21 protein-coding genes are annotated in these 25,200 nt (G+C 65.5%); 11 read left to right on the forward strand and 10 right to left on the reverse strand.

The features are described 5' to 3' along the window. Positions 1-527 precede the first annotated feature (527 nt). Together G4D77_RS08935 and G4D77_RS08940 are read right to left on the reverse strand one after the other, a co-directional pair. Complete coding sequence (locus G4D77_RS08935) at positions 528-3,062, reverse strand: ABC transporter permease (RefSeq protein WP_154835233.1); 2,535 nt, start codon at positions 3,060-3,062, stop codon at positions 528-530. Between the two features lie 84 nt (positions 3,063-3,146). Beyond that, complete coding sequence (locus tag G4D77_RS08940; protein ID WP_154835235.1) at positions 3,147-4,367, reverse strand: porin; 1,221 nt, start codon at positions 4,365-4,367, stop codon at positions 3,147-3,149. 247 nt (positions 4,368-4,614) lie between these two features. On the opposite strand from G4D77_RS08940, the gene G4D77_RS08945 reads away from it, so the two are divergent. The 3 genes from G4D77_RS08945 to G4D77_RS08955 are packed head-to-tail and all read left to right on the forward strand — an operon-like array spanning position 4,615 to position 7,571. After that, positions 4,615-5,589 carry a tripartite tricarboxylate transporter substrate binding protein gene (locus G4D77_RS08945; RefSeq protein ID WP_154835237.1) on the forward strand — a complete coding sequence of 325 codons (975 nt, stop codon included), beginning with the start codon at positions 4,615-4,617 and terminating at the stop codon, positions 5,587-5,589. 20 nt (positions 5,590-5,609) lie between these two features. Continuing rightward, positions 5,610-6,455, forward strand: coding sequence for a TauD/TfdA dioxygenase family protein (locus G4D77_RS08950; RefSeq protein WP_099734467.1), 846 nt, complete (start codon positions 5,610-5,612; stop codon positions 6,453-6,455). Positions 6,456-6,512: 57 nt separating this feature from the next. Continuing rightward, entirely contained in the window at positions 6,513-7,571 is a 1,059-nt protein-coding gene (locus G4D77_RS08955; RefSeq protein WP_154835238.1) for a beta-keto acid cleavage family enzyme, read from the forward strand. A gap of 4 nt (positions 7,572-7,575) precedes the next feature. Here G4D77_RS08955 and G4D77_RS08960 read toward each other — a convergent pair whose 3' ends face one another. The 5 genes from G4D77_RS08960 to G4D77_RS08980 are packed head-to-tail and all read right to left on the reverse strand — an operon-like array spanning position 7,576 to position 12,601. Beyond that, complete coding sequence (locus G4D77_RS08960) at positions 7,576-8,658, reverse strand: AraC family transcriptional regulator (protein WP_046240896.1); 1,083 nt, start codon at positions 8,656-8,658, stop codon at positions 7,576-7,578. 12 nt (positions 8,659-8,670) lie between these two features. Next, a complete protein-coding gene (locus tag G4D77_RS08965) occupies positions 8,671-9,642 on the reverse strand; it encodes a quinone oxidoreductase family protein (RefSeq protein WP_154835242.1) in 972 nt (323 codons plus the stop codon). A 39-nt stretch (positions 9,643-9,681) separates the two neighbouring features. Then, a complete protein-coding gene (locus G4D77_RS08970; RefSeq protein ID WP_013803809.1) occupies positions 9,682-10,650 on the reverse strand; it encodes a Bug family tripartite tricarboxylate transporter substrate binding protein in 969 nt (322 codons plus the stop codon). A 14-nt stretch (positions 10,651-10,664) separates the two neighbouring features. Next, the gene (locus G4D77_RS08975) at positions 10,665-11,723 is read right to left on the reverse strand and encodes a beta-keto acid cleavage family enzyme (RefSeq protein ID WP_154835244.1); all 1,059 of its coding nucleotides are present in this window, start codon (positions 11,721-11,723) and stop codon (positions 10,665-10,667) included. Between the two features lie 29 nt (positions 11,724-11,752). Further along, positions 11,753-12,601 carry a TauD/TfdA dioxygenase family protein gene (locus G4D77_RS08980; RefSeq protein ID WP_016450062.1) on the reverse strand — a complete coding sequence of 283 codons (849 nt, stop codon included), beginning with the start codon at positions 12,599-12,601 and terminating at the stop codon, positions 11,753-11,755. 162 nt (positions 12,602-12,763) lie between these two features. Between G4D77_RS08980 and G4D77_RS08985 the strand changes: the two genes are divergently transcribed. The 3 genes from G4D77_RS08985 (at position 12,764) to nirD (ending at position 16,913) form a co-directional block, all read left to right on the forward strand. Beyond that, positions 12,764-13,771 carry an AraC family transcriptional regulator gene (locus tag G4D77_RS08985; RefSeq protein ID WP_047219233.1) on the forward strand — a complete coding sequence of 336 codons (1,008 nt, stop codon included), beginning with the start codon at positions 12,764-12,766 and terminating at the stop codon, positions 13,769-13,771. Between the two features lie 251 nt (positions 13,772-14,022). After that, complete coding sequence (gene nirB / locus G4D77_RS08990) at positions 14,023-16,539, forward strand: nitrite reductase large subunit NirB (RefSeq protein ID WP_154835246.1); 2,517 nt, start codon at positions 14,023-14,025, stop codon at positions 16,537-16,539. A gap of 32 nt (positions 16,540-16,571) precedes the next feature. Further along, a complete protein-coding gene (gene nirD / locus G4D77_RS08995) occupies positions 16,572-16,913 on the forward strand; it encodes a nitrite reductase small subunit NirD (RefSeq protein WP_047325972.1) in 342 nt (113 codons plus the stop codon). Positions 16,914-16,954: 41 nt separating this feature from the next. On the opposite strand, the gene G4D77_RS09000 is transcribed toward nirD, so the two are convergent. Then, the gene (locus G4D77_RS09000) at positions 16,955-17,725 is read right to left on the reverse strand and encodes a hypothetical protein (RefSeq protein WP_250134268.1); all 771 of its coding nucleotides are present in this window, start codon (positions 17,723-17,725) and stop codon (positions 16,955-16,957) included. 286 nt (positions 17,726-18,011) lie between these two features. Further along, positions 18,012-18,347 carry a hypothetical protein gene (locus G4D77_RS09005; protein ID WP_250134269.1) on the reverse strand — a complete coding sequence of 112 codons (336 nt, stop codon included), beginning with the start codon at positions 18,345-18,347 and terminating at the stop codon, positions 18,012-18,014. Here G4D77_RS09005 and G4D77_RS09010 point away from each other — a divergent pair. The 5 genes from G4D77_RS09010 (at position 18,283) to G4D77_RS09030 (ending at position 23,087) form a co-directional block, all read left to right on the forward strand. Then, positions 18,283-18,810, forward strand: a complete 528-nt coding sequence (locus tag G4D77_RS09010; protein ID WP_446682068.1) for a low molecular weight protein-tyrosine-phosphatase — start codon at positions 18,283-18,285, stop codon at positions 18,808-18,810. The genes G4D77_RS09005 and G4D77_RS09010 overlap by 65 nt on opposite strands. A 22-nt stretch (positions 18,811-18,832) precedes the next feature. Beyond that, entirely contained in the window at positions 18,833-19,600 is a 768-nt protein-coding gene (locus G4D77_RS09015; RefSeq protein ID WP_154835248.1) for a hypothetical protein, read from the forward strand. Positions 19,601-19,857: 257 nt separating this feature from the next. Next, positions 19,858-20,535, forward strand: a complete 678-nt coding sequence (locus G4D77_RS30845; RefSeq protein ID WP_227740825.1) for a hypothetical protein — start codon at positions 19,858-19,860, stop codon at positions 20,533-20,535. Positions 20,536-21,009: 474 nt separating this feature from the next. After that, positions 21,010-22,050, forward strand: a complete 1,041-nt coding sequence (locus G4D77_RS09025) for a hypothetical protein (protein ID WP_016454313.1) — start codon at positions 21,010-21,012, stop codon at positions 22,048-22,050. Beyond that, positions 22,041-23,087 (forward strand): hypothetical protein, encoded by a 1,047-nt coding sequence (locus G4D77_RS09030; RefSeq protein WP_193726162.1) that lies wholly within the window; start codon positions 22,041-22,043, stop codon positions 23,085-23,087. The genes G4D77_RS09025 and G4D77_RS09030 overlap by 10 nt, the downstream gene beginning before the upstream one ends. 82 nt (positions 23,088-23,169) lie before the next feature. On the opposite strand, the gene G4D77_RS09035 is transcribed toward G4D77_RS09030, so the two are convergent. Further along, positions 23,170-25,008: a sensor domain-containing diguanylate cyclase gene (locus G4D77_RS09035; protein WP_016454311.1), complete on the reverse strand. Its 1,839-nt coding sequence runs from the start codon at positions 25,006-25,008 to the stop codon at positions 23,170-23,172. Positions 25,009-25,200 lie beyond the last annotated feature (192 nt).

Consider the following 25,200-nt stretch of genomic DNA (forward strand, 5'->3'; position numbering starts at 1 on the left):
AGGACTGCAACCCCGCAACCACCACGCCGCAGGCGCTGACATACGGGGAGTTGGCTCGGGCCTTCGCTTCGCTCGGCCCCGGTTTGAAGCCGAGCGGAGCGACGGCGCCGGCTGTCGGCCGTTGGCCGTTGGCCGTTGGCTGTTGGCTGTTGGCTGTTGGCTGTTGGCTGTTGGCTGTTGGCTGTTGGCTGTTGGCTGTTGGCTGTTCCCCAGCCTCCCCCCTTCTGCCCACGCCTGCGTTGGGCGGGATGCGGGGTGGCAGCCCTGCCGAAGGACAGGGCTGCTTCGTCATCTGACTCGCCGTGATGTTTGAGTGAAGCGCGCAGCGCGTAACGAGTTTCACGGCGCACCCCGCATCCCGCCCAACGCAGGTCGCCCCGTAGCGAAGCGAAGGGGTCGTGGGCAGTTTGGGGCGCGCTTCTTTGCCTACTTTCTTATCGCGCGATAAGAAAGTAGGTCGGCCGCCGGGCCGAGACCCGGCCTCGAAAAGAAACCGCTCGGCAGGGGCAAAAAACAGAACACAAAGACTACTCAGCCACCTGCCTCAACGTATCCATCACAGGCCTCCTCAACACCTCCCGCAACGCCCACCACCCCGCCATCCAGGCCAGCAAGGCCCCGGCAACGGCCCCCGCCAGCGGAGCCCACCAGGGCACGGTCCAGTTGAACTCGAACACCCAGCGCGCCAGGGCCCAGCCCACGGCCCCCGCCGCACAACTGGCCAGGAAACCCGCCAGCAGGCCCACGCCGGCCAGCTCGGCGCGCTGCACCTGCGCCAGCAGCCGGGCCTGGGCACCGACGGCGCGCATGATGGCGTACTCGCGGGCGCGCTCCTCGCGCGAGGCGGTGACGGCGGCGAAGAGCACGACCAGGCCGGCGGCCAGGGTGAAGCCGAAGAGGAATTCCACCGCGCGTATCACCTGGTCCAGCACGCGCTGCACCTGGGCCAGCGTGGTGCTCAGGTCCACGTTGGTGATGTTGGGAAACTCGCGCACCAGGGCGTTGTCGAAGCCCGCCACGTCCGGCGCGCGGTAGGCGGCCAGGTAGCTGACGGCCACGTCGTCCAGGTGGTCCACGGGATAGATGACGAAGAAGTTGGCACGCATCGATCCCCAGTCCACCTTGCGCAGGCTGGTGATGCGCGCCTCGCTGGGCACGCCGCCCACGTCGAAGCCCACCGTGTCGCCGAGCTTGAGGCCCAGGGTCTCGGCAATGCCGTCCTCCACGCTGATCTCGCCCTTGGCGCCAGGCGTCCAGGTGCCCGCCGTGATCAGGTTGTGTGCGGGCGCCTGCGCCGTGGTGGAGAGATTGAACTCCCGGTCCACCAGGCGCTTGGCACGGTCTTCGCTGAAGTCGTCGGGGCTGACCGACTTGCCGTTGACGGTGACCAGACGCCCCCGGATCATGGGGAACCAGTCATAGGAGGTGACGCCAGCCTTGTCCAGCGCCGCGCGGAAACCTTCGGCCTGCTCGGGCTGCACGTTGATGACGAAGCGGTTGGGCGCATTGGCCGGCGTAGCCTGGCGCCAGCTGCCGATGAGGTCGGTGCGCAGCAGCACCAGCAGCATGAGCGCCAGCAGCCCCACGGCCAGGCTGCTGATCTGCACCACGGCATAGGCGGGGCGCGCGGCGATCTGGCGCGTGGCCAGAACCAGCCAGCGCGGCGCCGTGCTCTCGTGCACCAGGCGGCGCAGCACCTGCACGGCCAGCCAGCCCAGGGCCGCGAACAGCAGCACGGCCACGGCAAAGCCGCCCACGGCGATCAGGCCCAGCTTGATGTCGCGGCTGGCCGCCAGCAGCAAGGCCGCAAAACCGGCCACGCCCACGGCCAGCACCACCACCGAGGCAGGCTTGAGCGCGCCCAGGTCGCGGCGCATGACGCGCAGCGGCGGCACGCGCGCCAGCTGCAGCACGGGCGGCAGGCCAAAGGCCAGCAGCAGGGTCAGCCCCATGCCCACGCCGAAGGCCGCAGGCCACAGGCCCGGTGCGGGCAAGGCGGTTTCCACCAGACCGGCCAGCAGCAGCACGAAGACATGGTGAATGGCCCAGCCCAGCAGCACGCCAGCGGCGCTGGAGGCCAGGCCGACCAGCACGAACTCCACCGTATAGGCCCCTGCAATGCGCCGCTGGCTCTGGCCGAGCACGCGCAGCATGGCCGAGGCGTCGAGGTGGCTGTTGGCAAAGCCGCGCGCAGCCAGGGCCACGGCCACGGCCGACAGCAGGGCCGCCAGCAGGGCGACCAGGCTCAGGAACTTCTCGGCGCGGTCCAGCGTCTGGCGCATCTCGGGGCGGCCGCTGTCCAGCGACTCCACGCGCACGCCATGCACGCCGGGCGCCTTGGCCTGCTGCTCGGCCCAGACGCGGTAGCGCTGCACGGCCGGCTCGGAGCCATCACCCGCGCCGGCCACGGCCAGGCGGTAGGTGATGCGGCTGGCCGGCTGCACCAGGCCTGTGGCGGCAAGGTCGGCGGAGGTGATCATCACGCGCGGCGCAAAGTTCATGAAGCCCGCGCCCCGGTCGGGCTCGATGGAGATGATGCGCGCCACGCGCAGTTGGGCGTCGCCCAGCAGCAGCATGTCCCCCACGCCTATGCCCAGCGACTCCAGCAGCGGCGCATCGACCCAGGCCTCGCCCCGCGCCGGTATCTCGCGCGTGGCCCGGTCGGCCGCGCCGGGGGCATCGGCCACGCGCAGGCTGCCGCGCAGCGGATAACCTTCGGGCACGCTCTTGAGCGCCACCAGGCGGCTCATGCCGCCTTGCGCGTCGCTGGCGCGCGCCATGGTCGGGAAGCTGGATGTCTCCAGGGCCTGCAGCCCTTCGGCGCGTGCGCGCTCGGCAAAGGCCGGCGCCGTGGGGTTGTCGCCCACCACGACCACGTCGCCGCCCAGCAGCTGGCGCGCATCGCGCTGCAGCCCCGCCTGCAGCCGGTCGGCAAAAAAGCCCACCGAGCTGAGCGCGGCCACGGCCAGCATCACGGCGACGATCAACAGGCGCAACTCGCCCGCGCGCAGGTCGCGCCACAGGGTGCGCCAACCCAGGGTCCATGCAGAAGATCCATTCATGCCGCGCAGATTAGCGCAGGCGAAGATGGGCACCCGCGCGCCACGGCTATTGGCACGGCCGTTCAGGACTATGGGCCCGGCCGTTCAGAACATCAGCCGCAGGCCCAGGTCCAGCCCGAGCGCGCCGGCCGGCTGCATGCCGCCCGTGGTCAGGTAGCCGGGCTGGGGCAGGATGGCCGGGTTGCTGACCACCAGCGGCGTCACGCCCATCACGCCCGGGTTGTTGCGCCCGTTGCCCACGCTGATGCGCGAAACCGTGGCGTACAGCGCCGTGCGTTTGGACAGCGGGTGCACATAGCCCAGGGCGAGCTTGTTCACCGAGGAATCGCCGTCGGCCAGGCCCTGGCCATTCCTGAACTGCACGCGCGCATAGGAGGCGCGCAGCGCCCCCTGGCCCACGGGGATGTTCACGCCGGCCAGCACGCCCAGGTAGCGGTCGTTGATGGCGGCCAGCGTGCCGGCGTCGCGCCGCTCGTTGCGCACGCCGGACCATTCGCCAAACAGCTTGACAGTGCCGAAGTCATAGGAGCCGCCCAGGTTCAGCGAGCGGATCTTTTCCGCGCCGGCGCCCGAGGTGCCCAGGGTGTTCTCGCCATAGCCCAGCGCCACATCGGCCGCCCCCATGGCCCAGCCGATGCGGGCACCCGCGTAGCGCCCCCGCTTCGAGCTGTTCTCGGGAAAGGCATACATCGCCTGCCCGTAGACGCCGCCCAGGCCCGGCGGCAGGAAATAGCCGATGGAATTGCCTGCGCGCAGATAGGTGTCCGTGCCCGCCGACAGCCCGCCGCCCAGCAGGCCGCCCGTGGCCAGCGCGCGGGCGATGGCCAGGTTGCTGTTGACCACGGCGATCAGGTTGGTGCCCACGCCGTTGACGGTGAAGGGGTCGAAGGCCCAGTCGTTCAGAAACGAAGGCGTGTGATCGCGCCCCATGCGCAGCTCGCCCAGGCGGCCGGACAGGCTGATGGTGGCGCGCCGCCCGAAGTTGAGCGCGCCGCCGCCCGTGTCATTGGCCACCGGCGCCTCCAGCCACAGGCCGGCCATGAGGCCGCCGCCCAGGTCTTCGCTGGCGCGTATGCCGATGCGGCTGGCCAGGTTGCCCGAGGGCGACAGCGCCCAGGTGCTTTGCCGCGCCGAGCGCGCGGGGCCCGTGTCCCAGGATTCGCTGCGCACGCTGTAGCGGCTGATGCCGGCGTCCATCACGCCGAACAGCGTGACCGAGGTGGGCGACTGGGCGGCGGCCGCGCCTGCCAGACACAGCAGGCCCAGCGCGTGCAGGCCGCAGGGATGGGGGTGAAGTCGGGGCATGGGGGTCTCCTGTTCATCGTGGGGGCTGGCGCGGTCCTGCGCCACGAATCGACTCTAGGAAAGCCATCGCGCCGCTTCTTGGCAGTTCATGCCAACGGCTTTGCAATTCACGACATGCGCGGGTTGCCCAGGTCAGGGTTGCCATGGATTTGTCCCAACAAGGCAAATGCCTGTCCCCCAATGGCAAGTCCCGGGAAAGCGGGCTTTCGATACTGGATGCCAGAACACGGAACAAGGAGACACGGATATGAGACTGCCCCACGCCATCGCCACGCTGCTCGCGGGCTGCGCCATCGCCATCGCCATCGCCATCGGCGGCACGGCCTGGAGCCGCCAGCCGCTCAGGCTCATCGTGCCCGCACCGCCGGGCGGCACCATGGACATCGTGGCGCGCGTCGTGGGCCAGCAGCTCGCGTCTGAAACAGGCCAGGCGGTGGTGATAGACAACCGCCCGGGCGCAGGCGGCCTGCTGGGCATGCAGACCCTGCTGCAGGCGCCCGCCGATGGGCAGACGCTGCTGGTGGGCGCAAGCAATCTGCTGGCCGAGATCCCCCATGTGATCAAGATGCCGTTCGATCCGCTCAAGGACCTGGTGCCCCTGGCCTCGCTGGCCCGCTCGGGCGTGGTGCTGGTGGCCGGGGCCAGCCAGCCCGCCCAGGACATGCAGGAGCTGCTCACGCAGCTCAAGGCACGCAAAGGCCAGACCAGCTTTGCCAGCTACAGCCCCGGCACCGTGTCGCACTACGCCGGCCTGATCCTCAGCGACAAGGCGGGCCTGGACCTGCAGCACGTGGGCTACGCGGGCTCGCCGCCGGCCGTGCAGGCCCTGCTGGGCGGCCAGGTGGACGTCATGTTCGACGGCATGCTGACCTCGGTGCCCCTGATCAGGGCCGGCAAGCTGCGTGCCTATGCTTTCTCCGGCCCCCGGCGTTCGCGCCACCTGCCCCAGGTGCCGACCACCGCCGAACTCGGCTACCCCGAGCTGCAGTTTCGCGGCTGGGTGGGCCTGATCGCGCCGGCCCGCCTGCCGCCCGAAACCATGGAACGCCTGCGCGCCGCCATCGGGAAAGCGGCCAGCGCGCCGGCCGTGCAGCAAAAACTCTCCGACGTGGGGCTGGAGCCCGAGGTGCTCACCTACACCGCCGCGCTGCAGCGCGAGACACGCCAGATGTCCGAGCGCAACGCCGGCATCGTGAAGAAATACCAGATCACCGCGAACTGACTTCCCGGGAAACACCGACCATGCAGATCCGACAGATCACCCCCGCCATCGGCGCCGAAATCTCCGGCGTCCATCTCGGCGATGCCGCACGCGACGCCGCACTGTTCGCGGACATCCGCGCCGCGCTGCTGACCCATCGCGTGCTGTTCTTCCGGGACCAGGACATCACGCGCGCCGAACATGTGGCCTTTGCCAGCCGCTTCGGCCCACTGGAGGACCATCCCGTGGCAGGCAGCGATCCCGAGCACCCTGGCCTGGTGCGCATCTACCGCAGCGACGATCCGCACAGCTACGAAAACACCTGGCACTGCGATGGCCTGTGGCGCCCCAACCCGGCCATGGGCGCGGTGCTGCGCTGCATAGAGTGCCCGCCGATCGGCGGCGACACCATCTGGGTCAACATGGTCAAGGCCTACGAGGAGCTGCCCGAGAGCATCAAGCGCAGCATCGACGGCCTGCGCGCCAAGGCCGGCATAGAGCACACCTTCGGTGCCGTGATGGCGCCCGAGGCGCGCGCGCGGCTGGCCAGCGAGCACCCGCCCGTGGAGCATCCCGTGGTGCGCACCCACCCCGAGACCGGCGAGAAGCTGCTGTTCGTGGGCGCGGGCTTCAGCACCCACTTCGTCAACTACAGCACGCCCGAGAACGTGCGCCACGGCATAGACAAGGCGCCCGGCGCCGCGCTGCTGATGAACTACCTGATCAGCCGCGCCACGATTCCCGAATACCAGGTGCGCTGGTCCTGGAAGCCCGGCGACGTGGCCGTCTGGGACAACCGCAGCACCCAGCACTACGCGCTCAACGACTACTACCCGGCGCCCCGCCGCATGGAGCGCGCGGGCATCGTCGGCGACATCCCGCGCTGAGGCCCTGCACAGACTCTTCCCACACCTACCCCTCACCCCCACCCACCGGAGCGTCCCATGAATTTTCTCGATGGCCACCTGTTCCCCGAAAACCAGCAGCCCCTGATCATCACGGCAGCCCCCTATGCGCCGGGCTGGCTGCCCGGCGATTTCCCCGAAGACATTCCCGTGACCATGGACGAGCAGATCCAGAAGGCCGTGGACTGCTACAACGCCGGCGCCACCGTGCTGCACCTGCATGTGCGCGAGCTGGATGGCAAAGGCAGCAAGCGTTTGTCGAAGTTCAACGAGCTGATCGCCGGCGTGCGTGCGCGCGTGCCCGAGATGATCATCCAGGTGGGCGGATCGATCAGCTTTGCTCCCGAGACGGACGGCGCGGCCGCCAAGTGGCTGTCCGATGACACGCGCCACATGCTGGCCGAGCTGCAGCCCGTGCCCGACCAGGTCACGGTGACCGTCAATACCTCGCAGATGAACGTGACGGAGCAGGCCGAGGACGCGGACTTCAGGGGCACCTCGCGCGAGAATCCCGCCATCTTCGACGCCTACAAGGAGATGACCGTGCCCGCCCAGCCCGGCTGGGCCGAGGAGCACATCCGGCGCCTGTCCGCCGCCGGCATCCAGAGCGCCTTCCAGTGCTACAACATCAACAGCTTCGAGTCCGTGGAGCGGCTCATGCGCCGCGGCATCTACAAGGGCCCGCTGGTGATGAACTGGGTGGCGATTGGCGGCGGCATGGACGCGCCCAGCATCTACAGCCTGGCCAACTTCGTGCGTGCCGTGCCCGACGGCGCCGTGCTCACCGTGGAAAGCAATGTGCGCAACGTGCTGCCCGTGAACATGATGGGCATCGCCATGGGCCTGCACGTGCGCTGCGGCACCGAGGACTGCCTGTGGAACCAGTCGCGCAGCGCCAAGGCCAGCACGGTCTCCCAGATCGAGCAACTGGTGCGCATCGCGCGCGAGTTCGGCCGCCCCATCGCCACGGCGCAACAGGCGCGCGCCATCAGCAAGATTGGCGTGTTCTACGACACCGCCGAAGAGACATTGGCGGCCAACGGCTTCGCGCCCAACCGCAACGGCGGCAACCAGGGATTTCTGCGCAAGAACGCCTGACGCACTAGGCCTCGCCAACCCGTCCCTGCCCCCGCCTGCGCCAGTCCGAGACGCTGGCGCCGAAAGCGGCCCGGAACCAGTGGCAAAAGCCGCTGGGCGCGGCAAACCCCAGCAGGCCCGCCACCTCGCCCAGGGGCTGGCCACCGTCTTGCAGATGGCGCAGCACCAGTTCCCTGCGGAGGGTGTCGAGCAGCGCCGAGAAAGTCTGCCCCTCCGCAAGCAGGCGGCGGTGCAGCGTGCGGCGGTCCATTCCCAGGTGGCGCGCCACCTGCTGGGCCGTGCAGCGGCCGCCCGGCAGCAATGCAATGATCAGCTCCCTGCAGGCCGCCTGCATGCCTTCGCCCCGGCTGCGCAGCGCCTGCTCCAGATGGCTTCGCGCAAAGCGCGCAACGCCCGAGCCCTGCGCCTGGCCGCATTCGCGCAGCAGTTGCAGGTCCGCCAGGCGGCAGACCATGCCGTTGAAAGGCTGGTCAAACAAAGGGGTCACGCCGAAGAAGGCACGGTGGGCCGATGCATCGGCCGGTGCGCGGTGTACGAAGCTGACCTGCTGCGGGCGCCACTGGGCGCCAATCAGCTCGCGCAGCACGCGAAACATCACGCCCACCGCCAGCTCCATGGACTGGCGCATGGCCATGCCCGCGATGGGCACCAGGTCCTGGCGCACCAGCACCCCGGAGCCCGCGTCCTCGATGCGTACGAACATGCCCGCACTCAGCAGCTTGAGGTAGCGGCACAGCGTGTCCAGCGCCTGGCGCGGCGTGGGCTCTTGCTGCAGCACAAGGCTGATGGGGCCCAGGTGGGACAGGCTGCGCCGCGCCGCCAGGCGCAGCGCGAAATCCTGCGTTCCCGTGGTGCGCGCGGCCACCTCCAGCAGCTCGCGCACGGCATGGATGGGAATCAGCGTCTCCGGGTCGTCGAGCAGGCGCGCCGACAGTCCCGCCGCGCGCACAAGGACGGCGGGATCATGGCCCAGGCTTTTCACCAGGTCGGCATAGCCATGCAGGCTGGCACTGCGGATAAGGCCGCAGGTGACGGGCCTGCGGCCTGCGGCCGCGGTGCCGATGGCATGGAGCGCAGGGGTCTGCATGGCAGGTCCATTTCAGGGAATCAGCACCGTCGCGCCCGTGGTGCGGCGCGACTCCAGCGCCTGGTGCGCCTGGGCCGCATCGGCCAGCGCAAAGCTTTGCTGGGGCTCGCTGGCGATGCGCCCGGCCAGCACATGGTCGAACAGCTCGCGCGCCATCTCCAGCATGTGGGCGCGCGGCTGGATGTAGTGCACCATCGCGGGCCGCGTCATCCAGATCGATCCCTTGGAGGCCAGCAACTGGGAGTCCACCACCACCGAGCCCGACGAGGTGCCGTTGCTGATCAGCCGGCCGCGCGGCTGCAGGCAGTCCAGCGAATCCATGAGCGTGTCCTTGCCCACCGAGTCATAGACCACGGGCACGCCCTTGCCACCCGTGATCTCCATCACGCGGTCCACGATGCGCTCGCGCGAGGTCACGATGACGTGGGCGCAGCCATTGGCGCGCGCGGCGGCGGCCTTCTCGTCGGTGCTCACCGTGCCGATCATGGTCACGCCCAGGGCACGCGCCCATTGGCAGGCGATCAGCCCCACGCCGCCGGCCGCCGCGTGGTAGAGGATGGTTTCGCCCCCCTGCAGCGGATGGACCTGGCGGAACAGGTACTGCGCCGTCATGCCCTTCATCATCAGCGTGGCCGCCGTGCGGTCGCTGATGCCGTCGGGCAGCGGGATCAGCACCTCGGCCGGCATCACGCGCACATCGCTGTAGGCGCCCTGCGGGCCCATCAGGTAGCCCACGCGGTCGCCGGGCCGCACTTCGGTCACTCCCTCCCCCACGGCCTCGACCACGCCCACGGCGTCCGAGCCCAGGCCGTTGGGCAGGGCCAGCGGATAGCGGCCCGTGCGGAAATAGATGTCGATGAAATTGACGGCGATGAAGCTGTGGCGCACGCGCGCCTGGCCGGGTCCCGGCGCGCCGGCCTCGGCATGCTCCAGCCTGAGCACCTCGGGGCCGCCGGTGGTATGAAAGCGTATGGCCTTTGCCATGGAGTCTCCTTGTGTAGCGCCTGGGTGGGGCGCCTTGCATCAGTTGAGCCGGATGTCGAAGTTCCGGACGATCTCGGCATTGCGGTCGAACTCGGTGCGCAGGTCGGTGGACATCTGCTCCAGCGAGCGATCGCCTTCGACGGGCTCGAAGCCCGTGCCCGCATAGCGTTCGCGCACGGCCTTGCGGGCGTTGACCCGGGCCAGCGCGCCGTGGATCTTCTCCAGCAGCGGGCGCGGCGTCTGCGCCGAGGCGAACACGCCGCTCCAGTTGCTGAAATCCACCTCGGGGTAGCCCAGCTCGGCCAGCGTGGGCACCTGCGGGTAGTCGGGCAGCCGGCTCTTGTAGGCCACGGCCAGCAGCCTGACCTTGCCGCCCGCGATCAGCGGCTTGGAGGTGACCGATCCGTCGAACATCAGCGGGATCTGGTTGCCCATGACCTGGGCCAGCGCGGGCGCCGAGCCCGGGAAGGCCACATGCTCCATGTCCAGGTGGGCCCTTCTGTTGAGGATGGCGCCCGCGTACTGCGAGGCCGTGCCCTGGCTGTACGAGGCGAACGACAGCGTGCCCGGGTGGGCCTTCACGTAGGCGATGGCCTCGGCCCCGTCGCGCGCGGGAAACTGCGGCGAGGCGATGAACAGCATCACCGAGCGCGCCATCTGCGCCACGGGCCGCACGTCCTTCATGGGGTCGAAGCCGACCTTGAGCACATGGGGCACCTCGGTGAGGATGTTGGTCACCGTCACCAGCAGCGTGCTGCCGTCGGCCGGCTGGGACAGCATGTGCTTGACGGCGATGGCGCCACCGGCACCGGGCCGGTTCTCGACGATGACGGGCTGGCGTATCTCCTGCGCCAGCTGATCGCTGATGATGCGCGCGAACACATCGATGGTGCCGCCGGGCGGCGCCGGCACGATGAGCCGGACTGGCTTGTCGCCGAAGGCGTGGGCGCCACCGGCCAGCAGCGAGGCAGCCAGGGCGATGGCCGTCCAGGGGGGCATGCGTTGCATCGTGGGCTCCCGGTTCAGGCGGCCTTGCGCAGAAATCCCTGCTGGGCGCCGTTGCGGTTGGGCGCGAAGCCGTTGGCCGCCAGCGTCTCTTCCACGGTGCCGTAGAACTGGCCGATCCGGCAGATTTCCCGCGCCTGTTGCGCCGTGGCAATGGGGCGGCCGAACTCGCCTGCGATGCGCACCAGCTGCTCGATCTGCGCCACCGTGCCCATCTTGGCCGTGCGGCGCTGGTTCCAGAGGTTGTCCTCCGTGCCGCAGCGCACATGCAGCCCCATGGCGATGCCCATCATGTTCACGGGCAGCACGTTGAGCACCGAGCTTTCCACCGTGAGCACGGCGCCGTCGGGCACGGCACGCACGAAATTGGCCAGGCTGTAGATGCTGGGCGCATCCATGCCGCCGCCAATCGCCACCCAGTTCATCACCAGCGGGCCCTTGTAGATGCCGCGGCGCATGAGCCGCTCCACGGACTCGAAGCTGTTGATGTTGTAGCACTGGAAGGCGCTCTGGATGCCGGCGGCGGACAGGCGCCGGATGTGCTCCTCGGCCCAGCCGGGCTGGGCGGGCACGGTCATCTCCCTGTAGGTATTGAAGACGGCCGGGTCCTCCATGGAGGTGCCGCGTATGTCGCGCGCATCGAACTGCTCCAGGAAATTCATCTGCGAGGTATTGATGGTCACCGTGACCTGGTCGGGCACGGGCTGCAGCTCGGCCAGCATGTGGCGCGTGTCGTCGGACAGCCACTTGGCGGCCGCGCCGTCCGTCTCGGGAGCAAAGCTGATCGATCCGCCCACCTGGATGATCATCTCGGGCACACGCGCACGCACGCCGGCGATCAGCTCGTTGAACTTCGACAAACGCTTGCTGCCTTTGCCATCCAGCTCGCGCACATGCAGGTGCAGCACGGTGGCGCCGGCGTTGTAGCAGTCCACGGCCTTCTGGATCTGCTCTTCCATGGTCACGGCGATCTCGCCGGGAAAGTCCGAGGGCAGCCACGAGGGCGCATAGGGCGCGGCCGTGATGATCAGAGGCTGCTGGTTTTCGGGGAACAGGTGGCCGTCGAGAAAATTCATGGCATGTCTCCTTGTGTCGTGATCGTGGTTCAGAAGGTCGGCGTGCCGACGATGCCAGCGCGCTCCATCTTCCGGTGGCTGGGCGGGTAGTCCATGGCCGCGTAGTGCTGGGTGGCGCGGTTGTCCCAGATCGCCACGCTGCCCGGCCGCCAGCGCCAGCGCACCTGGTACTCGGGGATGGCCGCCTGGCCGATCAGGTACTGCAGCAGGCCGGAGGCGCCCTGCGTGAAGTCCTGGCCCACGCGCACATTGGCGGGCGTATGGAAATTGGTGAAATGCGTGGTGAAGCCGTTCACGAACAGCACCTTCTCGCCGGTCTCGGGATGGGTGCGGACCACGGGATGCTCGGCATCGGGGTACTGGGCCTTGAGCGCCAGCCGCCTTTCGATGGGCATGGCCGCGCCGAACGTGCATTCGATGCTGTGGCGCGCGCGCAGCGGCGCGATCAGCGCCTTGACGGCGTCCGGCAGGCGTTCGTAGGCCAGCGCCATGTTGGCCCACAGGGTGTCGCCGCCCACGGGCGGGCATTCCACGCAGTGCAGCACGCAGCCCATGGGCGGCGCCTCGCGCCAGGTGGCGTCGCAGTGCCAGGAATTCTCGTAGCGGTCGTTGGGCTGCTCGGGCGTCCTGTAGATGCGCACCAGGCCCGGATGCTCGGGGTCGCTGCCGGCCACCGGATGGTCCTCCAGCTCGCCGAAGCGCCGCGCAAAGGCCACGTGCTCGGCGCGCGCCAGGCCCTGGTCGCGCAGGAACAGCACCTTGTGGCGCAGCAGCGCCGCCCGGATCTCCGAGAAAAGCGCGTCGTCGCGCACCGCGTCGGCCAGCCGCACGCCGAGCAATTCGGCGCCGATGGCGCATGTCATGGGCTCTATGCGCATGCCTGTCTCCTGTCATTGTTGTGAAGGCCCGTGGCGGCACGGTCCGCCCGGCGTGGGGCCGGTGTCTGCAATGTAGGAAAACCCGGTTCCGCGGACTTTGCAAGCCATGCCATCCTCTTTGCATTTCGTGCCACCAGGCCACGGACTGACAGGAGGGCAAGCATGGTCACCATGGTGCGCGCGGCGGCCTTGACCCATTTTTCGGACGTCATGCGCGAACTGGGCGGCGACCCCGACAAGGCACTGCGCCAGGCCGGCCTGCGGCCCGCGCTGCTGCGCGAGCAGGACCAGCTGATCGACGTGGCCATCGTCGCGCGCCTGCTGGAAGACGCGGCCCAGTCCACGGGCTGCGAGTCCCTGGGCCTGCGCATGGCCCGGCACCGCCAGCTGTCGAGCTTCGGCGCCGTGAGCCTGCTGCTGCAGCACCAGCCCACGCTGCGCCATGCGCTGGACACGCTGGTCGCGCACATGCACCTGGTCAACGAATCGCTGCTGATCCACCTGGAGGATGCAGGGGACATCGTCATCCTGCGCGAGGACTTCGTCCTGCACGGCGCCATGCGCCAGTCCGTGGAACTGGCCATGGGCGTGCTATGGCGCATGTGCGAGGCATTGCTGCGCGAGCGCTGGCGGCCGCAGGGCGTCAGCTTCAGCCACGCGCCACCGGCCGACCTGTCCGAGCACCGCCGCATGTTCCGCTGCCGCATCACGTTCGGCGCCGAGTTCAACGGCATCGCCTGCCGCGCCGCCGACCTGGACGAGCCCAACCCGCTGGCCGACCCCGCGCTGGCGCGCTATGCGCTGCGGCTGGTGGAGGCCATGCCGGCCCACCGTGCCGCCTCCGTGGGCCATCAGGCGCGCCGGGTCATCTACCTGCTGCTGCCCTCGGGCAACGCCACCTGCGCGGGCGTGGCGCAGGGCATGGGGCGCAGCCTGCGCACGCTGCAGCGCGAACTGGACCGAGAGGGCCTGAGCTTCAGCGAGCTGCTGACCGAAGTGCGCCACGAACTGGCCCTGCGCTACCTGGACCACCCCCACTACAGCGTGGGCCAGGTCGCCGCCATGCTCGGCTATGCCAGCCACAGCGCCTTCACGCGCTGGTTCGCTGCGCAATTCGGTTGCGCGCCCGAGGCCTGGCGCAGCCGCGCGCAGGGACTGCCTCGCGCCTGACGTACCCAGCGTTCCTGGCGCACCTGGCGGACCTGGCGCACTTGATCGCACTTGACGCACCACCACGGCGCACCCCGCCCCTGCGCGGTGCGGCGGGCGCATTGCGGTGCACGCTGTCTGCGCACCAGACAGCGTGCACCACGGGCAGGCACCGCGCAGCGGTGCTGGCACGGCACTTGCATTGGCAGCCCTGACCCGCCGGCCCTGGCCTGCGGCCCGCAAAACACTGGATGCGCAACGCAGGACGCCAGATGAACATCGTTGTGATCGGCCACGGCATGGTGGGCCACAAATTTCTCGAGCAGCTGCATGCCCTGGGGGTGGCAGATGCGAACGTCACCGTGCTGTGCGAGGAGCCGCGCGCCGCCTACGACCGTGTTCACCTGTCGGAATTCTTCTCCGGCAAGAGCGCCGAGGACCTGAGCCTGGTGGCGCCCGGCTTCTTCGAGGCCAGCGGCTTCACGCTGCGCCTGGCGGCCAGGGCGGCAGCCGTGGAGCGGCGCGAGCGCACCGTGACCACGGCCGATGGCGAAGTCATCTCCTACGACAGGCTGGTGCTGGCCACGGGCTCGGCGCCCTTCGTGCCGCCCGTGCCGGGGCGCGACCGGCCGCACTGCTTTGTCTACCGCACCATCGAGGACCTGGAGGCCATGCAGGCCTCGGCCGCGAAATCACGCGTCGGCGTGGTGGTGGGCGGCGGCCTGCTGGGCCTGGAATGCGCCAAGGCCCTGCGCGACCTGGGCCTGGAGACCCATGTGGTGGAGTTCGCCCCGCGCCTGATGGCCGTGCAGGTGGACGACGGCGGCGGCCGCGTGCTGCGCAGCAAGATCGAGGACCTGGGCGTGCAGGTGCACACGGGCCGCAATACGCTGGAGATCACCGACGGCGCCACGGCACGCCACCGCATGGTATTTGCCGACGGCACGCACCTGGAGACCGACATGATCGTCTTCTCCGCCGGCATCCGCCCGCGCGACGAGATCGCGCGCCAATGCGCCCTGGCCATAGGCCCGCGCGGCGGCGTGGCCGTGGACGACCATTGCCGCACCAGCGACCGCAGCGTCTACGCCATTGGCGAATGCGCCTCCTGGCGCGAGCAGACCTTCGGCCTGGTGGCACCCGGCTACGACATGGCGCGCGTGGCGGCCCGCCACATTGCGGGCGAGGCCGAGGCCGCCTTCGGCGGGGCCGATCTCAGCACCAAGCTCAAGCTCATGGGCGTGGATGTGGCCAGCATCGGCGACGCACAGGGCAAGACGCCGCGCAGCCGCAACTACCAGTTCATCGACGAGCGCAAGCAGGTCTACAAGAAGATCGTGGTCAGCGAGGACGGCCGCCAGCTGCTGGGCGCCGTGCTGGTGGGCAATGCCGATGAGTACGGCACGCTGCTGCAGATGACGCTCAACAGCATCGCCCTGCCCGAGGAGCCCGAGTTCCTCATCCTGCCCTCCAGCGACGGCAAGGCCAAGCCCGGCCTGGGCGTGGACGCCCTGCCCGACACGGCGCAGATCTGCTCGTGCAACAACGTCACCAAGGCGCAGATCTGCGCGGCCGTGGGCGAAGGCGCCTGCACCATGGCCGAGCTCAAGTCCTGCACCCAGGCCGGCGCCACCTGCGGCGGCTGCGTGCCCCTGGCCACCCAGGTCATGAGGGCCGAGATGACCCGGCGCGGCATGGCCGTCAGCAACCATGTCTGCGAGCATTTCCCGCACTCGCGCCAGGAGCTGTACCACCTGGTGCGCGTGGGCGGCATCAAGACCTTCGACGAGCTGCTGCACCGACACGGCAAGGGCCTGGGCTGCGATGTCTGCAAGCCGCTGGCGGCCAGCATCCTGGCCTCGTGCTGGAACGAGTTCGTGCTGCAGCCGCAGCTGGCCAGCCTGCAGGACAGCAACGACTACTACCTGGGCAACATCCAGAAGGACGGCAGCTACTCCGTGGTGCCGCGCATGCCCGGGGGCGAGGTCACGCCGGACGGCCTGATCGCCGTCGGCCAGGTGGCCAAGAAATACGGCCTGTACACCAAGCTCACGGGCGGCGCCCGCGTGGACCTGTTCGGCGCGCGCGTGGAGCAGCTGCCGCTGATCTGGGAGGAGCTGATCGCGGCCGGCTTCGAGTCCGGCCATGCCTACGGCAAATCGCTGCGCACCGTCAAAAGCTGCGTGGGCTCCACCTGGTGCCGCTACGGCGTGGACGACAGCGTGGGCCTGGCCGTGCAGCTGGAAAACCGCTACAAGGGCCTGCGCGCGCCGCACAAGATCAAGTTCGGCGTCTCGGGCTGCACGCGCGAATGCGCCGAGGCCCAGGGCAAGGACGTGGGCGTGATCGCCACCGACAAGGGCTGGAACCTCTACGTCTGCGGCAACGGCGGCATGAAGCCGCGCCATGCCGAGCTGATCGCCTCCGACCTGTCCAAGGACAGGCTGCTGCAGCTCATCGACCGCTTCCTGATGTTCTACGTGCGCACGGCCGACCGCCTGCAGCGCACCAGCACCTGGCGCGAAAACCTGGAAGGCGGCCTGGACTACCTCAAGGACGTGGTGGTCAACGACAGCCTGGGCCTGGGCGCCGAACTCGAGGCCCAGATGCAGCATGTGGTGGACACCTACCAATGCGAGTGGAAGACCGCCGTCACCACGCCCGAGGTGCGCCAGCGCTTTCGCAGCTTCATCAACAGCGACCAGCCCGACGAGCACATCGTCTTCGTGCAGGAGCGCGGCCAGATCCGCCCGGCGCGCTCCGAGGAGCGCAGCGAGGCCACGGCCTGACACCCCCTAGAGACCCGCGACAAGGACCCGCCATGGCACATGCCTCCCAAGAACACTGGCTGCCCGTTTGCGCCACCCAGGACATCGTCCCCGACACGGGCGTCTGCGCCCTCGTCCAGGGCCGCCATGTGGCGGTCTTTCGCATCGGCGACGACCGCTTCTACGCCATAGACAACGTGGACCCGCGCTGCGGCGCCAGCGTGCTAGCGCGCGGCCTGGTCGGCAGCCTGGGCGAGCGCGTCGTCGTCGCCTCGCCCATCTACAAGCACCACTTCGACCTGTCCACCGGCGAATGCCTGGAAGCGCCCGAGCACTCCGTGCGCGCGCATGCGGTGCGCAGCGAGAACGGGCAGTTGATGGTGGCGCTGCATTGAGATTCGTGCGGAGCACAGCCGCGCAGGAAGGTCCTGCGTGCCTACCTTCCCACACCATCCCTGCGCCGTTGCCACGCTGCAAGACCGGCCACGCCGCCCATCAGCGCCAGCAGCGCAGGCCACCCCAGCAGCGGCACCGCCACCGGGCCGGGCTGCGGGGGAATGTAGGGTTGCATGCTCCAGCTGCCTTGGGCAGGCGAAAAAGTGAATCCTGTACCACCATCAAGCACCTGGCTGCACACATTGCCATTCAACAAGACGCATGTGGTGTCCGAATGGTCACCAGCGATGTCCCCCGAGCCTGAGGCGATATTGAAAGCGTCCACCGGCTGGCCTGGGACATGGGGCGCAGCGGGTGAAACCATCGCCAGGTTCCAGGCAGTGATATTGCCGCTGCCATCGGTAGAAACCTTGAAGCGCGGCGGATCACCGATCGAAATACCAGCCAGGATCTGTGCATTGGCCTGCGTATAGGTATTCACGCCGTCGCTGAACGACCAACTGCTGATCGGGTAGGACGTTCCCGGACCGATGACGATGTCCGTCTGGCTGGCCGGCAGGGTCGCAGGCAGGACCATCGAGCCGCTGAGGCTCATGGCTGTGGTGTAAGGGGCATGGGCATCGTTGTAGTTGACGCCGACATAGGTGTACTGGGTATCCGCCAATGCGAGGCCAAGGCCCGAGAAGGAAAGGCATACGCTGGCAACTAAAGGCCTTATTCTCATCAATCTTTCCTTCAGTGGCTGAATGAAGATAAAAACAGAATCAATGAAGCAACTATTCCAATCCATTGTCTCGAGAAGGCACGTCAAAAATATATCCTGGAAATTTCAGGGATCTCAATTGATTTAATCAATAGAGAGCCACGGCCAATTAATGACTGGCGAGCGTTTATGTCTGGAGCATGTCGTCCACTTTTGCGTGCCCGAGACATTCGGGCGTGCCGAGCCGGGAAAGCGGCCGCCCATGTTTGATGCCTCGCCTGCGCCGTGATCTAAGCATCCGCACTGGAATGCGAGATGGCGCTGCACTGGGTCCGTCAGCTGCCCATGGCGCGGACCCCTGACAACCGGCCCGACGGTACCCGGGACTGCGGGCTCAGGCGTAAAAGGACAGCAACGCCAGGCACACGATGACCGCGATGGCCGCCGTGATGACGGTCACCCTGAAGCCGCCGTCGCTGCTGCGCAGCAACCGCAACTCCAGCAGGGCCGCGCCCACCCGGGCCATCCAGAAACAAAGCAGCTCCACCATGGGCGCAGCATAAGCAGCCCGGCAGATCAGGTGCGGGGCGTGGAAAATGCCGGCGAGCGCCTTGGCATCGCAGGCCATCCAGATGTCGTGAAGCCCGTTACCCACAGGGAGGTTTATGGAACAGATTCGGGAACAGTCAGCTGGCAGCAGGCCAGCCACAAAGAGGAAAAGAATCCTCATGGTCTGCACAGGGAACATCTGCCGCAGCCCCACGGCCCACGGCGTGCTCGAGAAAATGGTGGCCGACGCGGGCCTGGCGGGCCGCATCGAAGTGGACTCTGCAGGCACGCACGGCTACCACGTGGGCGAGGCACCCGACCGCCGCTCCCAGGCCCATGCCGCGCGGCGCGGCTATGACCTTTCGCAGCAGCGCGCGCGGCAGCTGCGGGCCGAGGACTTCACGGCATTCGACCAGGTGCTGGTGATGGATGGCGCCAACGAATCCGCCGCGCGCAGGATCTGCCCCGAGTCCGAATGGCACCGCGTGCAGCGGCTGACGGACTTCTGCACCGAGCACACCGCGCGCGAAGTGCCCGACCCCTACTACGGCGGCGAACGGGGTTTCGAGGACGTGCTGGACCTGGTGGAGGACGGCTGCAGGGGGCTGCTGGCCACGCTGGGCATGGCGCCGCAAAAGCGCTGACAAGCCACTGCACTGCGACGATATGCGGGCTCTCATCCTGGTTTTCGGCGTCGTGGGCACGGTTCTGTTCGGATCGGCCTTCGTGCTCTCGTTTTCCTCGCCATTGCTGGTCGAGAACCTGGGCAAGGAGATCATCCGCATCGAGATCGAGCACAGGCTGGGCACCCAGCTGGACACGCTGACAGGCTCGCGCATGGCGGACCTGGCCCAGAAAGCGCTTGGCAGGACAGATAGCGAGATCGCCGCAGTGCGGCGCGAGATCGAGGCAGGCATCCCCGACAAGCTGGCTTCGGTCATGACCGACATGCGCCGCGCCGACTGCGAATGCCGCAAGCGCAATGCCGTCTACATGCAGCAGCGCCAAGCCACCCAGCTGGCATCGCTGATCCAGATGCGCGCCCGGCTGGTGGAATTCATCGAGTCGGCCTACCACCAGACCACGGCCAGCCTGCTGCGGGAGTTCAGGATCTTCACTGCGTCCAATGCGCTGGTGTTTCTGGCCCTGACCGGCGTGACGGCGCGACGCAGGCGGGCGGGGCTGCAGCTGGCACTGCCCGCCATCGTGCTGGTGACCGCCTCAGCGGTGACTGCCATGCTGTATCTGTTCGCACAGGACTGGCTGCACACCATTGTGTTTGGCAGCTACATCGGCCTGGCCTACATGGCCTATCTGGCCTTTGCCATCGCGCTGCTGTGCGACATCGCATTCAACCGGGCACGCGTGTGCACACGGGCCATCAACGGCCTTGCGTCGTCTTTTGGCTCGGCATTCGAGGTCTTGCCTTGTTGAGCCCAAGGCCCACCTTGGCCCGGTAACTGCCCCGATCACAGCAGCGGTACGGCCTCCATAGCCCTACCCACCCGCCACCACAATCCGCACCTTGGCCGCGTCGGCACCGAAGGTGTGCGCATGCTGCGGCAATGGATGCGGGGAGATACCGGTGAATCGCCAAGCCTGGATCTGGGTCATGAGCTGGTGGTGCGACAAAGCAATTGACTGGCTGATGCCTGCATATCCATTCGCATATTGAGATAGAGTTCGGCGGCTTGGCCATTTCCGCCCAAGCCCTTCTTCTCCACTGCACCTGTGCAATGGAGATTTTTCATTTCAATCCATCTTCAAAGAACATGAACACCATTGCATTGGGAGGACGCCTGCGGCCGCAAGGCGCAATCCGGACTCGCCGGATCATGGCTGCCTTGCTCGCTGCGAGCGCTGTACTGTGTGTGCCGAACGGAGTATCGGCGGCAGAGAACGATGCACTATCTGCCTCTCTGGCTGCATTCGGTGATGCCGCTGCGGCAAGACGCCTGGAGGACCAGATCGCGGATCTTGTGAAAAAGCGCAATCAGGCGGGCATGACCAAGCTGGTGGGGCAGATCGCGCAGAACGATGGGGCTTTCATGGAAAAGATGGGCAGCCTGACGCAGGCCAAAAATCGCGTTCCTGATCCTGAAATGGCCAGGATTGCCATGGCCCTCGGCCCTTGCCACCATGCCGGTTTTCTTCTCAGGAAAATGGCCTTCGCCCTTGCCGATGGTCAGGCAAAGCCCATCATTCGCAATGGGGTGATCATGATTGACGGCACGCACATGGACGATATGTATGCCGAGCAAATTTCGCGCTGTGAAAGGCTGGCCAAGCAGCCCATGCGGAAAATCAAGATAGGCTCCATGTGCTCCGTCAATGGCTCGGGCTGCGACGAGGATCCGGATATGGATTGAAGAGGCCGAGCGCTGAAAAGCGAAAGCAAGAAAAGAAAAGGCCGGGTCTGCCGCCCGGCCTCGGGCTATCAATGGCATGGCGTCGACTTTTGGTTCGACTCTCGAAATTGGGGCTTTCTTAGCCTGCTGGCATTTGCCGCACGCGGAGCGAGCGTCTCGCAACGCCCATTTTTGCTGTTCACAACCGTGAACAGCCCAAACTGCCAAATTGGTTTCGGCAGAGCCTTGTCTGCGGCATTAACGCGATGCCGCCATATGGCTTCACCACCTAGCTCCGCGCACCCGAACTAGGAACACTCCTATTTTTCCTTCAAAAACAAAGAAAAATAGGAGCTGTCTTATTTTCAACGAGACGCATAGAGAATAGCATGAATTCCTCGCGTATGAAAATCCAAGTATCTTTGGTTTCTAGGCAATCTACGACATCTATTGCCGCCGCATTCATATATCAACCGAAAATTGAAATGAAATTCCATGCGCAATATAAAATACTATTTCCTTCTTGCATTTCTCATCTATGCAAACAATGTATTTTCAAAAGGATACATTGACAACTATTCGGTCGCAATGGTTACTGGCTGGGCGTGTGATGTCAGATTTCCGAATGACATAGTGGCCGTACACGTTTGGCGCGATGACAACCAATTTCTTGGTGGGAGCAGCGCAAATATAATCAGGGAACCCGCTGTAGGATCGGCTTGCCTTGGCAGCCACAGTGCGCATGGTTTCTCCATACCCATAAATCTTACTGAAGACTTGAAAGACGGACAGGAACACAGAGTTCTAGTTTACTCCATAGGACGTAATGGTTTCGTCGAGCAATTGAACAACTCACCTGTAAAAATCAAGTTCCCTGGCGACGGAATTAAAGAGCGCCCATATTATGTCGGAGACATAGTTGCGAGAAATCTAGATTGGCCAGTTATCGAAGGTGCCGGGCACATCGGAATATGGGATGGAACTTCCGTAATTGAAGTTCTCAACGAGCCGCAGGTTGTTCAGAAAAACAACTACGAGAATTTTTTCAAACGCAGCAAAGTTTGGCCAATAAGCAGAACCAAATGGCCTGCCCATAACGTACTCTCTTGCTTCTCTTCTGCATGCACAGAGGATTTTGACAGACCAAGAGCTAACAAGCAATCTTACCCAGCCTTGTATGCGATGGTTGCGAGAGCAAATCAAATATATGTCATAGGTGCAACATATGTTGTGACACCTTACGTTACTCCAGCCGAGCCTACGGTGAATATTCCACCCAGCAGGGACTGGAATAAATACGTAACCTGGCCTCCGACGAAAGGAAGATATCGGTGTGATACTTTTATAACGGATATTATGGGCGCAACGGTTCGAAGTCCTGGATCACATACTCACTCACACATTCAGGGCCGATGGCTACCTTTACGAATTATTGATGCAAATATAGCCTCATGGTATCAAAAATATATTGATGCAACAGGAGCCAATGTCAAAGCACCTGCTGCCTTGTACAACAAACTCAAGCAATGGCAATGAAGCGAATAATATCTTACTCCATCATTGTCGCCGCATTATATGCAGCCTATCTATTTATAAACGAATCTTTAAAACCGCAGAACCACATCACACCAAATGTAAAGACCGAAATTTTTAATCAACAATCAAAAAGCACAGCAAACGAAGACACACAAAATGCGAATCAAGTCACAGTGGAACAGCAACAATCAAGTGCATCCCAGACTTCCGCATTCATTCAGGATGAAATTGATAGATTTCGCACATCTCTTGCAGATCCGTTATCCCACGATGAGAAATTGCAAGCAACTAACCGGCTTCACAACATCATTCGATCGACCCAACGCAGAGAGGTCAGAGAATCCCTCCGCCAAGAACTGCTTAGCGTCATTGACAGCAACAGATCCAAAGACATAGTCAAATCCGCAATTTTCGACTATACGAGATCACTCAATAGTCTGGATAACGCCTCCGAAGCCATCAGAGTTCTCGACTTGGGACTGAAAAATGGGATCCTGACCACCGCAGAATATGCTGGAGAATCTATACACATGGGTTTTCTTTTTGACGACAAAGCGATGATCAAAAACGGTTTAAACACAGGGGACGAATATTCAAATATTGTGCTATACAATTACATATCCGGCATAACAGAAAGCAACGGAAAAAAGATCATAGATCAAGAACTATTGGTTTACATAAACAGCCATCCCATAAAATTTTCCGGCGCTCCTTTCAGTTTCAGCCTGACAGAAGCCATTCAATACAATGAATGGGCCATGGCCAAAGCAAACGTTGAGTCAATCCTCAATGGGGCAGATTCCGTGGATATTCTTTCTGCCCCCTTCAAAAATCCACTCATAGATCCCAGAGAGCTGCTGGCGCTATCCATTTCTCCGGATATTGGATTAAAAATCATGAAGAAAGTGATAGCAAGCAAAGATCACCAAATAGGCCTTGAGAATCTTGATAAGTTCATGACCAGCTATTCTTATATACCCGCCATAAAATCTGCATCGAAAAATATGGAGCGCCATAAGACAGGCTTGGAGAAGTGATCTCTCCATCAGAGCTTCCCCAAAGAGAGACTCCACAATCCAATTTTCGGATTTATCCGAGGGATTACCATATTTTCCGCCTTTACTCCTCCGCCACCACCACCCTCCCCTTGCCCGCGCGCTTGGCCGCATACATGGCCTCGTCGGCGCGCTGCAGCAGCTGGGTGGTGTTTTCCCGGGCGGCATTGAGGGCGATGCCGATGCTGGCGCCGACCTGGACGGTGGCACCGTTTTCCAGGCGGATGGGCTGGCAGATGGAGGCCAGGCAGCGCTGCATGGCCTGAAGGGCGTCGTTGGCCGAAGCCAGTTCGCCCAGCAGCAGCACGAATTCGTCTCCACCCATGCGGGCCACGCAGTCGGTTTCGCGGGCCTGGGTGGTGAGGCGGCGGGCGACGATGCGCAGCACTTCGTCGCCGGCATCGTGGCCTTCGGTATCGTTGATCTGCTTGAAGCCGTCCAGGTCCATGAAGCAGACGGCCAGTTGCCCCGGTCCGCAGGCCTGGGCCAGTTCGCGCTGCAGCCGGGCCTGCAGTGCGCGGCGGTTGGCCAGGCCGGTCAGCACGTCGTGCAGCGCCTGGTGCTGCGCGGCTTGCTCGTCACGCTTGAGCGCGTCTATGTCCACGAAGACCCAGATCGATTCGCCGTCGGCCAGGCCTGCGCCGCTGACATCGACCCAGAGCAGGCTGCCATCGCTGGTCTTCAGCTGCATCTGGGCATGGCATTTGCCGCTGGAGCGCAGTGCGCCATAGGCCAGCTCGCCGGAGCGTTCATAGGTTTCCTCATCCGGGTAGAGGATGCGCGCCGAGGTGCCCTGCAGCTCGCCGGCCGGGCGCTTGAGCATGCGCTGCAGGGCCTGGTTGGTCCACAGCAGCCGGCGCTCGCGCAGGCGGGCGATGCCGATGAGGTCGTTGTCCATGAACAGTTCCTGCTGGCGCAGCAGCTCGGCAAGCCGGATGCGCGCCACGCGCTCGCGCTGCTGCAGCAGGTAGAGGCTGACCGAGCCCAGCGCGATCAGTGCCATGCTGAGGCCCGTGAGTGCCCAGGCGCGCCAGGCCGATGCACGCCATGCGGCCAGGTAGCTTTGTGTGCCCAGGCCCGTGAAGACGGTCAGGGGATAGCCGGCCAGCCGCTGGTAGGCCGTGATGCGCTCCACGTCGTCCATCACCGTGGGCGTGATGTACCAGCCGCTGTCCCGGTTGCCGGCCAGGGCATGGTGGTACTCGCTGGAGACCGCAGAGCCGCCAATGCCGGCCACCGACCACGGATCGGCCGCCGAGTAGCGGGCCACCAGCAGGTCCTTGTCCGAGCGCAGCGCAATGGCGCTGTCGGGCCCGAAGGCCTGGCGACGAAACAGCGACTGGAAATGCGTGGCCGAGACCACGGCATAGACGATGCCCTTGAAATCCCCGTCCCCGGACTGCAGCCGGCGTGCCATCACGATGGCCCATTTGTTGAAGGAATGGCTGACCAGCGGATCGGAGATCACCATGCGGTCGGAGTGGCGCGCGCGCTCGAAGTAGCTGCGGTCGGCCACGGAAAACGGGGGCTCTTCCTCGTTGGCCGTCAGCAGCACCTGGCCCTTGGCGTCTGTCACGCGCAGCGCGGTGACAAATGGCAGCAGGGCACGCTGCTCCTGCAGGATTTCATAGAGGGCGAGGGCCGCCACATCGTCGCCGTCCAGGCCCCGGCTGCGGTAGCGGCCTGCCACGGTGGCCAGTGCGTTGTCCACCAGCCGCATCTCGGCCGTCAGCTCCAGGCTCAGGCTGCGGGCCTGGTTCTGGGTGACAGCCACGCCCAGGTCCAGGTCGGCCTGGTGGTTGGCGCGCAGGCTCAGCCAGGTGGCCAGGCCCAGCAGGCCGGCGACCAGCAGGTTGCCAAGCACCAGGCGCCGCAGCACCTTGTCAGAAAGAAGCGTCTTCATGGCGCCGGGTGTCCCTTTCCGTCTGGCTGGATGAGCGTCCGGGTGGATGGAGCCGCACATTTTTAGCACAAGGACGGGACGATCCAGACAAGGTTTTGACCGATGGCAACGGCGCTCGCGCCGCTGGCGTACCTTCACCTCCGCAAGAATGGTCGCTGCCTGGGCCAGGGCGGGGGCCGCTGCGCAAAGGCC

The organism is Delftia sp. WY8 (genome assembly GCF_018437695.1).
GTDB classification, from domain to species: Bacteria; Pseudomonadota; Gammaproteobacteria; order Burkholderiales; family Burkholderiaceae_C; genus Comamonas; species Comamonas tsuruhatensis.